Raw genomic sequence first — 13,187 nt, 5'->3', positions numbered from 1 at the left:
GGTCAGCGGGTCCTACGAGGTCAGCCAGTCGTCGATCCCGGACAGGAGCTTCGCCCGGACGTCCTCCGGCGCGGCCGACGCGCGGACGGACTGCCGTGCCAGCTCGGCGAGCTCCGGGTCCGTGAAGGCGTGGTGGCGGCGGGCGATCTCGTACTGGGCGGCGAGGCGGGAACCGAAGAGCAGCGGGTCGTCGGCGCCGAGGGCCATCGGCACACCGGCTTCGAACAGAGTTCGCAGGGGGACGTCGGCGTGCTTCTCGTAGACGCCCAGGGCGACGTTCGAGGCGGGGCACACCTCGCAGGTCACCCCGCGGTCCGCGAGGCGCTTCAGCAGCCGCGGGTCCTCGGCGGCCCGCACCCCGTGGCCGATCCGCGAGGCGTGGAGATCGTCCAGGCAGTCGCGGACCGAGGCGGGCCCGGTCAGCTCGCCGCCGTGCGGCGCGGACATCAGCCCGCCCTCCCGCGCGATGGCGAAGGCCCGGTCGAAGTCCCGCGCCATGCCCCGTCGCTCGTCGTTGGAGAGTCCGAAACCGACGATGCCCCGGTCGGCGTACCGCACGGCGAGCCTTGCCAGCGTGCGGGCGTCCAGCGGGTGCTTCATACGGTTCGCGGCCACCAGGACGCGCATCCCGAGTCCGGTGTCGCGCACGGCCGAGTCCACCGCGTCGAGGATGACCTCCAGGGCCGCGATCAGACCGCCGAGGCGCGGGGCGTACGACGTCGGGTCGACCTGGATCTCCAGCCACCCGGAGCCGTCCTTGATGTCCTCCTCGGCGGCCTCGCGCACCAGCCGCTGGATGTCCTCGGGCTCTCTCAGGCAGGACCGCGCGGCGTCGTACAGGCGCTGGAAGCGGAACCAGCCGCGCTCGTCGGTCGCCCGCAGCTTCGGTGGTTCCCCGCTGGTCAGCGCCTCCGGCAGCCGTACGCCGTACTTGTCGGCCAGTTCCAGAAGGGTGGTGTGCCGCATCGACCCGGTGAAGTGCAGGTGCAGATGGGCCTTCGGCAGTTCACTCACATCACGTACGCGCTCCATCCAAGGATCCTGCCGTACGCGGATGTCGTGCCGGTAGCGCTTTCGCTGATCGGCGGCTTGCTCGAACGAACGAACGGGGGCCGGCCACTCCCAAGAGTGGCCGGCCCCCGCACGCGCGCGTGGAGCGCGAAGACGTCACCGGCGCCCCGAGGGCGCGGGCGGACGAGGGGAGGTCAGTCCGTCGCCTCGGCCAGCAGCTTCTGGATCCGGCTGACACCCTCGACGAGGTCCTCGTCACCGAGGGCGTACGACAGACGCAGATAGCCCGGCGTGCCGAAGGCCTCGCCCGGGACGACCGCCACCTCGGCCTCCTCCAGGATGAGCGCGGCCAGCTCGACGGTGTCCGCGGGACGCTTGCCGCGGATCTCCTTGCCGAGGAGTCCCTTCACGGAGGGGTAGGCGTAGAAGGCGCCCTCGGGCTCGGGGCAGAGCACGCCGTCGATCTCGTTCAGCATGCGCACGATGGTCTTGCGGCGGCGGTCGAAGGCCTCGCGCATCTTCGCGACGGCCGTGAGGTCGCCGGAGACGGCGGCGAGCGCGGCGACCTGGGCCACGTTCGAGACGTTCGACGTGGCGTGGGACTGGAGGTTGGTCGCGGCCTTGACGACGTCCTTGGGGCCGATGACCCAGCCCACGCGCCAGCCGGTCATCGCGTACGTCTTGGCGACGCCGTTGACGACGATGCACTTGTCGCGCAGCTCGGGCACCACCACGGGCAGGGAGTGGAACTCCGCGTCGCCGTAGACCAGGTGCTCGTAGATCTCGTCGGTCAGGACCCACAGGCCCTTCTCGGCGGCCCAGCGGCCGATCTCCTCGATCTGCTCGCGGGTGTAGACCGCGCCCGTCGGGTTGGACGGGGAGACGAAGAGCAGCACCTTGGTGTTCTCGGTGCGGGCGGCCTCCAGCTGCTCGACCGAGACGCGGTAGCCGGTGGTCTCGTCCGCGACGACGTCCACCGGGACACCGCCGGCCAGACGGATGGACTCCGGGTAGGTCGTCCAGTACGGCGCCGGGACGATGACCTCGTCGCCCGGGTCGAGGATCGCGGCGAAGGCCTCGTAGATGGCCTGCTTGCCGCCGTTGGTGACCAGGACCTGGGCGGCCTCCACCTCGTAGCCGGAGTCGCGCAGCGTCTTCGCGGCGATCGCGGCCTTCAGCTCGGGGAGCCCGCCGGCCGGCGTGTAGCGGTGGTACTTGGGGTTCGAGCAGGCCTCGATGGCGGCCTGGACGATGTAGTCCGGGGTGGGGAAGTCGGGTTCACCGGCGCCGAAGCCGATCACCGGACGTCCGGCGGCCTTGAGGGCCTTGGCCTTCGCGTCCACGGCGAGGGTGGCGGACTCGGAGATCGCGCCGACTCGGGCGGAGACCCGGCGCTCGGTGGGAGGGGTTGCAGGGCTCATGGACCCATCGTTTCAGACCGGAAACGCCCCCGGCACACCGGTTTCACAGACTGAACCACGGCAGAACATCCGTCCGGATCCGCGCGCCCCACCAGTGGATCTTCAGCGGAGGCAGTCCGTGCGGACACTTTCTGTTCGACGCCCGGCTCCGGACCACGTACACTCTCACCTCGTTGGCCTTCACCGGCCGCGCTCAACCGGTGCACACCGAGCACCCGGTCGGATGCGGTACGTTGGGGGAAATCAAAGGGTCGTAGCTCAATTGGTAGAGCACTGGTCTCCAAAACCAGCGGTTGGGGGTTCAAGTCCCTCCGGCCCTGCTACACACACCTTTCGCCAGGATGTGTGCGCATGTACGTACTGCAATGCACCGCCGTGCGGCTCAACCGGGCGCGGCACGGTCACGACCCGGGAATCAGGTGAGGACGAGTGACGGACGCCGTGGGCTCCATCGACATGCCTGATGCCGAGGCGCCGGAGTCCAAAAAGAAGGCCCGCAAGGGCGGTAAGCGTGCCAAGAAGGGCCCGCTGAAGCGCCTTGCCACCTTCTACCGCCAGATCATCGCGGAACTCCGCAAGGTTGTCTGGCCGACTCGCAATCAGCTGACGACGTACACCACAGTGGTGATTGTGTTCGTCGTCATCATGATCGGCCTGGTGACCGTGATTGACTATGGGCTCAACCACGCCGCCAAGTACGTCTTCGGCTGAGCCGAGAGCGAAGGGCGCCGTCACCGGCGCCCCTTTCGCGTGTTCCACCCCCATGTATCCAGGAAGAAGCAGCCACCGTGTCTGACCCGAACCTGAACGACGCCAGCGAGTCGGTCGAGTCCGTTGACGACGAGCTCGAGATCGTCGAGGGAGCGGACGTCGTGGACGAGTTCGAGGCTGCAGATGCCGCCGCCGGCGAGCCCGCCGAGGACGCGGCCCTCCACGTCGAGGACGAGTCCGGTGAGGACGTCGAGGACGAGGACGTGCCCGACGAGGCGCTCGCCGCCGACACCGACGAGGCAGAGGCCGAAGAAGAGGCCGAGCCCGTCGAGCCCGTCGACCCCGTCACCGCCCTGCGCGAGGAACTCCGCCTGCTCCCCGGCGAGTGGTACGTCATCCACACGTACGCCGGTTACGAGAACCGCGTGAAGACCAACCTCGAGCAGCGTGCCGTCTCGCTGAACGTCGAGGACTTCATCTTCCAGGCCGAGGTGCCGCAGGAAGAGGTCGCGCAGATCAAGAACGGCGAGCGCAAGACGATCAAGCAGAACAAGCTCCCGGGCTACGTCCTGGTCCGCATGGACCTGACGAACGAGTCCTGGGGCGTCGTCCGCAACACTCCCGGCGTGACCGGCTTCGTGGGCAACGCCTACGACCCGTACCCGCTGACCCTGGACGAGATCGTCAAGATGCTCGCCCCGGAGGCCGAGGAGAAGGCCGCCCGCGAGGCTGCCGAGGCCGAGGGCAAGCCCGCTCCGCAGCGCAAGGTCGAGGTCCAGGTGCTGGACTTCGAGGTCGGCGACTCGGTCACCGTCACCGACGGCCCGTTCGCCACGCTGCAGGCCACGATCAACGAGATCAACGCCGACTCGAAGAAGGTCAAGGGCCTCGTCGAGATCTTCGGCCGCGAGACCCCGGTCGAGCTTTCCTTCGACCAGATCCAGAAGAACTAGCACCTTCTGGACGTACGTCTTCCGAACAGGTCAGACGGGCTCTCGCAGCCTGTCTGACCTGCTCGGTTTTTAGCCGCGCACAGATACCCGTTATCGTTGTGCGGTATGCCTCCATCCGGATCATCACCTCGGTTGAAGGCAGCCGTCCGGGGCGACTCGGACGTAGGAAGGCGAAAACGAAAGAGGACCCGGAATGCCTCCCAAGAAGAAGAAGGTCACGGGGCTTATCAAGCTCCAGATCAACGCCGGTGCGGCGAACCCGGCCCCGCCGGTCGGCCCCGCGCTCGGTCAGCACGGCGTCAACATCATGGAGTTCTGCAAGGCCTACAACGCCGCGACCGAGTCGCAGCGTGGCTGGGTCATCCCGGTGGAGATCACGGTCTACGAGGACCGTTCCTTCACCTTCGTGACCAAGACTCCGCCGGCCGCGAAGATGATCCTCAAGGCCGCGGGTGTCGAGAAGGGCTCCGGCGAGCCGCACAAGACCAAGGTCGCCAAGATCACCCAGGCGCAGGTCCGTGAGATCGCCACGACCAAGATGCCCGACCTCAACGCCAACGACCTGGACGCCGCGTCGAAGATCATCGCCGGCACCGCCCGTTCCATGGGCATCACGGTCGAGGGCTGACACCCACCTTCGTAGGAACCATGCGGCTTCGGCCGCACGTGGCAGGGCCTGCTCGGCCCGTACCACGACTCCTCAGAACACATCAGGAGCAGTAGTGAGCAAGCGCAGCAAGTCTCTCCGCGCTGCGGACGCCAAGATCGACCGGGAGAAGCTCTACGCCCCGCTCGAGGCCGTCCGTCTCGCCAAGGAGACCTCCACGAGCAAGTTCGACGGCACCGTCGAGGTCGCCTTCCGCCTGGGTGTCGACCCGCGCAAGGCCGACCAGATGGTCCGTGGCACCGTGAACCTGCCGCACGGCACCGGCAAGACCGCCCGGGTCCTGGTCTTCGCGACCGGTGACCGTGCTGCGGCCGCGGAGGCCGCGGGCGCCGACATCGTCGGCTCCGACGAACTGATCGACGAGGTCGCGAAGGGCCGTCTGGACTTCGACGCCGTCGTCGCCACCCCGGACCTCATGGGCAAGGTCGGCCGCCTCGGCCGCGTGCTCGGTCCCCGTGGTCTCATGCCGAACCCCAAGACCGGCACCGTGACCCCGGACGTCGCCAAGGCTGTCACCGAGATCAAGGGTGGCAAGATCGAGTTCCGCGTCGACAAGCACTCGAACCTGCACTTCATCATCGGCAAGGTGTCCTTCGACGACACCAAGCTGGTGGAGAACTACGGTGCGGCCCTCGACGAGATCCTTCGTCTGAAGCCGTCGGCCGCCAAGGGCCGCTACATCAAGAAGGCCGCGATCAGCTCGACGATCGGCCCCGGCATCCTGGTCGACCCCAACCGCACCCGCAACCTCCTCGTCGAGGAGGACCCGGCCGCCGTCTGAGCCTCCCGCTCACCCCGGTGACCGCGTCGCGCACGCGTTTTTGAACGGGCCCCGCAACCTTTCGAGGTGCGGGGCCCGTCCTCGTCTCCGGAGGCCTTTCCGGGGCATGTGCCCCGGGGCGGAATCCTGATACGTGTGTCAGTGGCCTGCGCTAGCGTGCAGTTCACATAATTCGCATAGGGGTGGGACGAATGAAGAGCACCATGGTGCGCCGCGTGGCCCTCTCGATCGCGCTGACGGCCGCGCTGGCGGGGGTGACGGCCTGCAACTCCTCCGACTCCTCCGGGGGTTCGGGCAAGGCCGGGCACAAGGGCACCACGCGCGTCAGCCCGATAGCGGCCCTGCGCTCCGCGGAGAGGTCGACCGACGGCGCAGACTCCGCCAAGGTCGAGTCCACGACCACCATGGGCACGCTGATGTCCATGAAGGCCGACGGCGTCATGGGCTGGGCGGACGGTCTCACCGGCACCATGACGATCACGTACACCGGAGGCACGCTCGCCGACACGATGCGCCAGACCGGCAGCACCTCCATGCAGGCCCGCTACCTGCCGGACGCCTACTACGCGAGGATGAGCGACAAGTTCGCCGCGCAGTCCGGCGGCAAGCACTGGATCCGGTACGGATACGACGATCTCGCCAAGTTCGGCGGCAGCTCGGGCGCGTATCTCAAGGACCAGATGCAGAACACCACACCGAACCAGTCCGTGAAGCTCCTGCTGGCCTCCGGTGACGTCGAGAAGGTCGGCACGGAGACCGTGCGCGGCCGCTCGGCCACGCACTACTCCGGCACGGTGGACGTCGCGGACCTGGCGAGCAAGTCCTCCAACCTCAGCGCGAGCCAGCTCGCCGACCTCAAGAAGCAGCTCACGGCGGCCGGCGTCACCACCGAGAAGGTCGACATCTGGGTCGACGGCGACGACCTGCTGGTCAAGAAGGTCGAGAAGGGCGAGCTGGCGAGCGGCACGATGACCTCGACGGCGTACTACAGCGACTACGGGACGAAGGTCTCCGCCGAGGAGCCCCCGACGGCCGACACCGCCGACTTCAAGGATCTGCTGAAGGCACAGGGCGCCACGGGCGGCACCACGTCCTGAGTCCTGGCCGGCCCTCCCGTGAGCCGCCGTCGTCCTCCCCGCACCCGGCGTCGTCGTCGCACCCGCGGCCCGCCGTCCGTCGCCCCTCAGAAGCTCCGTGGAAACTCGGATGATCGCTCGAATCGCTTCCGATACGCTCGCGGCGAATCTGTGTATCGTCCATCTGTTCCCTGGGGGGAATCTTGAGACTGTCTGTACGCAACTCGGCAGGGCGCGGGGCGACCGGCGTGGCACTCGCGGCGCTGGTCCTCGGCGGGGGCGCGGTGGCCTGTACGAAGGACAAAGCGGAGTCGTCGCCCGCGCTCACCCCCGCCGCGGCCGTGGCGAAAGCGGCGAAGAACACCGAGGACATCACCTCCCTCCACTACCGGATGACCGGCAAGGTCCCGGAGCAGGGCCGGGTGAGCGGTGAGGCGGCGATGAGCATGAAGCCCCTGGCCATGAGCATGAAGATGACCTCCGAGGACCAGGCCGCCGACGGCCCGGTCGAGATGCGGATCGTCGGCAAGGCGATGTACATCGGCGGTGGTGCCCAGGCCGCCAAGGACATGGACGGCAAGAGCTGGATCAAGTTCGACATGTCCGCCATGGCGGGGGACAAGGAGCTGGACGCGAACCAGCTGGGCGGCGGACAGGCCGACAAGAACCCCGCCACCGAGTCCACCTTCCTCACCGGCTCGAAGAACGTGAAGAAGGTCGGGACCGAGACGGTCGAGGGCGTGAAGACCACGCACTACAAGGGGACGGTCACCCTCGACGACTTCCGCAAGTCCCTCAAGGGCGAGGACAAGGCCACGCGCGCGGCACGGGAGAAGAGCCTCGAGCAATACACGAAGATGGGCGTCGACACGTTCACGATGGACATGTGGGTCGACGGCGACGACCACACCAAGCAGTTCCGTATGCGGGGGACCGCCGACAAGGGTCCGCTCGACATGACCATCACCTTCCTCGACTACAACGAGCCGGTGTCGGTGAAGGCCCCGCCCGCCAAGGACACCGTGGACCTCGCCGAGATGATGAAGGGCGTCCAGCAGCAGTGATTCGCGCGACCGGACCCGGAAGAACGGCCCGGTAGGTGGGCCGTTCGGCCGGATTTGCTTGACGGAGTCCCCTTCACGTACTCTCCTCGAGAAGCCAAAGACCGCTGGTCGTTGCCTCGTGCTCGCAAGAGGGCGTGGTGACCGAAGGATCCGCTGAAACTGCGGACGACCCGCGTAGGTGACCGTGGATGTGTTCCCGGAGTTCGCTCGCCCAGCGTGCGGAAGAATCCGGTTGAGCTACGCCCCGTGCGCCTGCGCCGGGGCGTTTCGTTTTGTCAGTCCCTTCTGAGCGGTCCTCATCACCCGGAAGGAGGCCGACGCTCTATGGCAAGGCCCGACAAGGCTGCCGCGGTAGCCGAGCTCGCGGACCAGTTCCGCAGCTCGAACGCCGCCGTGCTGACCGAGTACCGGGGTCTCACCGTGGCGCAGCTCAAGACGCTGCGTCGTTCGCTCGGTGAAGACGCCCAGTACGCCGTGGTGAAGAACACGCTGACCAAGATTGCGGCCAACGAGGCCGGGATCTCTACGCTCGACGACCTGTTCAACGGTCCGACGGCGGTCGCCTTCATCACCGGTGACCCGGTGACGTCGGCGAAGGGTCTTCGTGACTTCGCCAAGGACAACCCGAACCTCGTCATCAAGGGCGGTGTCCTTGACGGCAAGGCGCTGTCCGCCGACGAGATCAAGAAGCTTGCGGACCTCGAGTCCCGCGAGGTTCTGCTCGCCAAGCTGGCGGGTGCCTTCAAGGGCAAGCAGACGCAGACTGCTCAGCTCTTCCAGGCGCTCCCCTCGAAGTTCGTCCGCACCGCGGAGGCGCTTCGTGCCAAGCAGGCCGAGCAGGGCGGTGCCGAGTAATTCGGCTCGCGCATTGACCGCCGCCTGAGGCGACGGTCGTAGCGGGCCGAACGTACGCCCGCCTCACCAGTACATCCCGGCACCTGCCGAATTAGTGGAAGGACGCCATCATGGCGAAGCTGTCCCAGGAAGAGCTGCTCGAGCAGTTCGAGAACCTGACCCTCATCGAGCTCTCCGAGTTCGTGAAGGCCTTCGAGGCCAAGTTCGACGTCACCGCCGCCGCCGCGGTCGCCGCTGCCCCGGCCGGCCCCGTCGCCGCCGCCGAGGCCGCTGAGGAGCAGGACGAGTTCGACGTCATCCTCACGGGTGCCGGCGAGAAGAAGATCCAGGTCATCAAGGTCGTGCGTGAGCTCACCTCGCTGGGCCTGAAGGAGGCCAAGGACCTCGTCGACGGCGCTCCGAAGCCCGTCCTCGAGAAGGTCGCCAAGGAGGCCGCCGAGAAGGCTGCCGAGTCCCTCAAGGGCGCCGGCGCCTCCGTCGAGGTCAAGTAACTCGACGAGTCCCCCGAGGACTCCTGTGAAGCTGTCACAGCCGCTCAAGTAGCGCTGTAACGCTGACGCACTGAAGAGCGATCACCCAACTGGGTGGTCGCTCTTCGGCGTTCCAGGGGGTCCCCGAAGCGGCAGCCTTGCGCTGCAGGTCGCGACGAGTATGGTGATCTTCGTAGTGCCTCCGGCCACCCTGTGACAGGCAGAGAGACGGGTTGCAAGACGGGCCGCACGTGACGATCGCGGCACTTGCTTTGGGCTTGGGGGGCCTTGACGAACCGCACGCAGCGCGCAATTCTCAGGACGCGTCGTCACAACGATCCGTATCCGAGGCATGGATCGCTGACGAAGAGGGCAGTATCGATGTGCATTGAGGGCGTGGCTTGCCGCAGGTGTTGAGAACAACGAGGGTCTCAAGAAACCGGGACTGGACATCAGTGGGCCTAGTGGCTACACTGACCCTTTGCGCTGCCTGTTAGCTGCCTCCTGCCCGTCACCAGGGGCATGCCCGTGTTTGAGCATCGACGGTTGGACTATCCCTGACCTGGCCTTATCAGGCTGGATCGGGAACGGCCCGACGCTTTGTCCTACATGGGACCGGTACGCGCGTAGTGAGTCCGAGCCCTCGGAAGGACCCCCTCTTGGCCGCCTCGCGCACTGCCTCGACCGCGAATACGAACAACGGCGCCAGCACCGCCCCGCTGCGCATCTCCTTTGCAAAGATCAAGGAGCCCCTCGAGGTTCCGAACCTTCTTGCGCTGCAAACCGAGAGCTTCGACTGGCTGCTCGGCAACGACGCGTGGAAGGCTCGTGTCGAGGCGGCTCTGGACAGTGGACAGGACGTCCCCACCAAGTCCGGTCTTGAAGAGATCTTCGAGGAGATCTCTCCGATCGAGGACTTCAGCGGGTCGATGTCCCTGACGTTCCGCGACCACCGCTTCGAGCCCCCGAAGAACTCCATCGACGAGTGCAAGGACCGCGACTTCACGTACGCGGCCCCGCTCTTCGTCACCGCCGAGTTCACCAACAACGAGACCGGCGAGATCAAGTCCCAGACGGTCTTCATGGGCGACTTCCCGCTCATGACCAACAAGGGCACCTTCGTCATCAACGGCACCGAGCGTGTCGTGGTGTCGCAGCTGGTCCGCTCGCCGGGTGTCTACTTCGACTCCTCCATCGACAAGACGTCCGACAAGGACATCTTCTCGGCCAAGGTCATCCCGTCCCGGGGTGCCTGGCTGGAGATGGAGATCGACAAGCGCGACATGGTCGGTGTCCGCATCGACCGCAAGCGCAAGCAGTCCGTCACCGTTCTCCTGAAGGCTCTCGGCTGGACCACCGAGCAGATCCTCGAGGAGTTCGGCGAGTACGAGTCCATGCGCGCCACCCTGGAGAAGGATCACACCCAGGGTCAGGACGACGCGCTGCTGGACATCTACCGCAAGCTGCGTCCGGGCGAACCGCCGACCCGCGAGGCCGCGCAGACGCTTCTTGAGAACCTCTACTTCAACTCGAAGCGGTACGACCTCGCGAAGGTCGGCCGCTACAAGGTGAACAAGAAGCTGGGCGGCGAAGCGCCGCTGGACGCCGGGGTCCTGACCGTCGAGGACATCCTCTCGTCGATCAAGTACCTGGTGAAGCTGCACGCCGGTGAGACCGAGACCGTTGGCAACAGCGGCACCTCGATCGTCGTCGAGACCGACGACATCGACCACTTCGGCAACCGTCGTCTGCGCAACGTCGGCGAGCTCATCCAGAACCAGGTCCGCACGGGTCTGGCTCGTATGGAGCGCGTCGTCCGCGAGCGCATGACGACTCAGGACGTCGAGGCGATCACGCCGCAGACCCTGATCAACATCCGGCCGGTCGTCGCCTCCATCAAGGAGTTCTTCGGCACCAGCCAGCTGTCGCAGTTCATGGACCAGAACAACCCGCTGTCGGGTCTCACCCACAAGCGCCGTCTGTCGGCTCTTGGTCCGGGTGGTCTCTCCCGTGAGCGGGCCGGCTTCGAGGTCCGTGACGTGCACCCGTCGCACTACGGCCGCATGTGCCCGATCGAGACGCCTGAAGGCCCGAACATCGGCCTGATCGGCTCGCTCGCCTCCTACGGCCGCGTGAACGCGTTCGGTTTCGTCGAGACGCCGTACCGCCGGGTCACCGACGGTGTCGTCACCGACGAGGTCGACTACCTGACGGCCGACGAAGAGGACCGGTTCGTCATCGCGCAGGCCAACGCGCCGCTCGGCGACGACTTCCGGTTCGAGGAGACCCGCGTCCTGGTCCGCCGTCGTGGCGGAGAGGTCGACTACGTCCCCGGTGACGACGTCGACTACATGGACGTCTCCCCGCGCCAGATGGTGTCGGTCGCGACCGCGATGATCCCGTTCCTGGAGCACGACGACGCCAACCGTGCCCTCATGGGCGCGAACATGATGCGTCAGGCCGTTCCGCTCATCAAGTCCGAGGCGCCGCTGGTCGGCACCGGCATGGAGTACCGCTGTGCGGTCGACGCCGGTGACGTCCTGAAGTCGGAGAAGGACGGTGTGGTCCAGGAGGTCTCCGCGGACTACATCACCACCGCCAACGACGACGGCACGTACACCACGTACCGCCTGCACAAGTTCTCCCGGTCGAACCAGGGCACCTCCGTCAACCAGAAGGTTGTCGTGGACGAGGGCGCCCGCGTGATCGAAGGCCAGGTCCTGGCCGACGGTCCCGCGACCGAGGACGGCGAGATGGCGCTCGGCAAGAACCTGCTCGTGGCGTTCATGCCGTGGGAGGGTCACAACTACGAGGACGCGATCATCCTGTCGCAGCGCCTCGTGCAGGACGACGTCCTCTCCTCGATCCACATCGAGGAGCACGAGGTCGACGCCCGTGACACCAAGCTCGGCCCGGAGGAGATCACCCGGGACATCCCGAACGTCTCCGAGGAGGTCCTCGCCGACCTCGACGAGCGCGGCATCATCCGTATCGGTGCCGAGGTCGTCGCCGGCGACATCCTCGTCGGCAAGGTCACGCCCAAGGGTGAGACCGAGCTGACGCCGGAGGAGCGCCTGCTGCGCGCGATCTTCGGTGAGAAGGCCCGTGAGGTCCGTGACACCTCGCTGAAGGTCCCGCACGGCGAGATCGGCAAGGTCATCGGCGTCCGCGTCTTCGACCGTGAAGAGGGCGACGAGCTGCCGCCGGGCGTGAACCAGCTGGTTCGTGTCTACGTGGCGCAGAAGCGCAAGATCACGGACGGTGACAAGCTCGCCGGCCGTCACGGCAACAAGGGTGTCATCTCGAAGATCCTGCCGATCGAGGACATGCCGTTCCTGGAGGACGGCACCCCGGTCGACATCATCCTCAACCCGCTGGGTGTGCCGTCCCGAATGAACCCGGGACAGGTGCTGGAGATCCACCTCGGCTGGCTCGCCAGCCGCGGCTGGGACGTCTCCGGTCTCGCGGACGACTGGGCCCAGCGCCTGCAGGCCATCGGTGCCGACCAGGTCGCCCCGGGCACCAACGTCGCCACCCCCGTCTTCGACGGTGCGCGTGAGGACGAGCTCGCGGGTCTCTTCGAGCACACCCTGCCCAACCGCGACGGTGACCGTCTGGTCCTCCCGTCCGGCAAGGCGAGGCTGTTCGACGGCCGCTCCGGTGAGCCGTTCCCGGACCCGATCTCGATCGGGTACATGTACATCCTCAAGCTGCACCACCTGGTCGACGACAAGCTCCACGCCCGCTCGACCGGTCCGTACTCGATGATCACCCAGCAGCCGCTGGGTGGTAAGGCTCAGTTCGGTGGCCAGCGCTTCGGTGAGATGGAGGTGTGGGCGCTGGAGGCGTACGGCGCCGCTTACGCCCTCCAGGAGCTGCTGACCATCAAGTCCGACGACGTCACCGGCCGCGTGAAGGTCTACGAGGCCATCGTCAAGGGCGAGAACATCCCCGAGCCCGGCATCCCCGAGTCCTTCAAGGTGCTCATCAAGGAGATGCAGTCTCTCTGCCTCAACGTGGAGGTGCTGTCCAGCGACGGTATGTCCATCGAAATGCGTGACACCGACGAGGACGTCTTCCGCGCGGCGGAGGAGCTCGGCATCGACCTGTCGCGGCGCGAGCCGAGCAGCGTCGAAGAGGTCTGACGGGAGTCCGGCCGGGCCTTGGCCACCTGTGGA

11 protein-coding genes and 1 tRNA gene are annotated in these 13,187 nt (G+C 66.9%); 10 read left to right on the top strand and 2 right to left on the bottom strand.

What is annotated here, in order from left to right; genetic code table 11:
• Window positions 1-12: 12 nt before the first annotated feature.
• Window positions 13-1,032 (bottom strand): adenosine deaminase, encoded by a 1,020-nt coding sequence (locus tag OOK38_RS10020; RefSeq protein ID WP_266761700.1) that lies wholly within the window; start codon window positions 1,030-1,032, stop codon window positions 13-15.
• A gap of 173 nt (window positions 1,033-1,205) precedes the next feature.
• Window positions 1,206-2,432: a pyridoxal phosphate-dependent aminotransferase gene (locus tag OOK38_RS10015; protein ID WP_266761701.1), complete on the bottom strand. Its 1,227-nt coding sequence runs from the start codon at window positions 2,430-2,432 to the stop codon at window positions 1,206-1,208.
• A 247-nt stretch (window positions 2,433-2,679) separates the two neighbouring features.
• Between OOK38_RS10015 and OOK38_RS10010 the strand changes: the two genes are divergently transcribed.
• The 10 genes from OOK38_RS10010 (at window position 2,680) to rpoB (ending at window position 13,154) form a co-directional block, all read left to right on the top strand.
• Window positions 2,680-2,752 (top strand) — tRNA-Trp (locus OOK38_RS10010).
• Between the two features lie 109 nt (window positions 2,753-2,861).
• Window positions 2,862-3,143: a preprotein translocase subunit SecE gene (secE, locus tag OOK38_RS10005; RefSeq protein WP_103549158.1), complete on the top strand. Its 282-nt coding sequence runs from the start codon at window positions 2,862-2,864 to the stop codon at window positions 3,141-3,143.
• Window positions 3,144-3,220: 77 nt separating this feature from the next.
• Window positions 3,221-4,096, top strand: a complete 876-nt coding sequence (nusG, locus tag OOK38_RS10000) for a transcription termination/antitermination protein NusG (RefSeq protein ID WP_266848364.1) — start codon at window positions 3,221-3,223, stop codon at window positions 4,094-4,096.
• Window positions 4,097-4,289: 193 nt separating this feature from the next.
• Entirely contained in the window at window positions 4,290-4,724 is a 435-nt protein-coding gene (gene rplK / locus OOK38_RS09995) for a 50S ribosomal protein L11 (RefSeq protein ID WP_266761707.1), read from the top strand.
• A gap of 94 nt (window positions 4,725-4,818) precedes the next feature.
• The gene (rplA, locus tag OOK38_RS09990; RefSeq protein WP_266761709.1) at window positions 4,819-5,544 is read left to right on the top strand and encodes a 50S ribosomal protein L1; all 726 of its coding nucleotides are present in this window, start codon (window positions 4,819-4,821) and stop codon (window positions 5,542-5,544) included.
• A gap of 191 nt (window positions 5,545-5,735) precedes the next feature.
• Window positions 5,736-6,641 (top strand): hypothetical protein, encoded by a 906-nt coding sequence (locus tag OOK38_RS09985; RefSeq protein ID WP_266761711.1) that lies wholly within the window; start codon window positions 5,736-5,738, stop codon window positions 6,639-6,641.
• Between the two features lie 182 nt (window positions 6,642-6,823).
• Window positions 6,824-7,684: an LppX_LprAFG lipoprotein gene (locus OOK38_RS09980; RefSeq protein ID WP_266761713.1), complete on the top strand. Its 861-nt coding sequence runs from the start codon at window positions 6,824-6,826 to the stop codon at window positions 7,682-7,684.
• A gap of 324 nt (window positions 7,685-8,008) precedes the next feature.
• Entirely contained in the window at window positions 8,009-8,539 is a 531-nt protein-coding gene (gene rplJ / locus OOK38_RS09975) for a 50S ribosomal protein L10 (RefSeq protein WP_164373166.1), read from the top strand.
• A gap of 110 nt (window positions 8,540-8,649) precedes the next feature.
• On the top strand, window positions 8,650-9,030 hold the full coding sequence (gene rplL, locus OOK38_RS09970; RefSeq protein ID WP_266761715.1) for a 50S ribosomal protein L7/L12: 381 nt from the start codon (window positions 8,650-8,652) through the stop codon (window positions 9,028-9,030).
• A 638-nt stretch (window positions 9,031-9,668) separates the two neighbouring features.
• The gene (gene rpoB, locus OOK38_RS09965) at window positions 9,669-13,154 is read left to right on the top strand and encodes a DNA-directed RNA polymerase subunit beta (protein WP_266761717.1); all 3,486 of its coding nucleotides are present in this window, start codon (window positions 9,669-9,671) and stop codon (window positions 13,152-13,154) included.
• The last annotated feature ends 33 nt before the right edge of the window (window positions 13,155-13,187 follow it).

The sequence above is a fragment of the Streptomyces sp. NBC_00568 genome, assembly GCF_026341855.1.
Lineage (GTDB): Bacteria > Actinomycetota > Actinomycetes > Streptomycetales > Streptomycetaceae > Streptomyces.
Note: the sequence above shows the minus strand (reverse complement) of the source record. Positions and strands in the feature narration are given on the sequence as shown.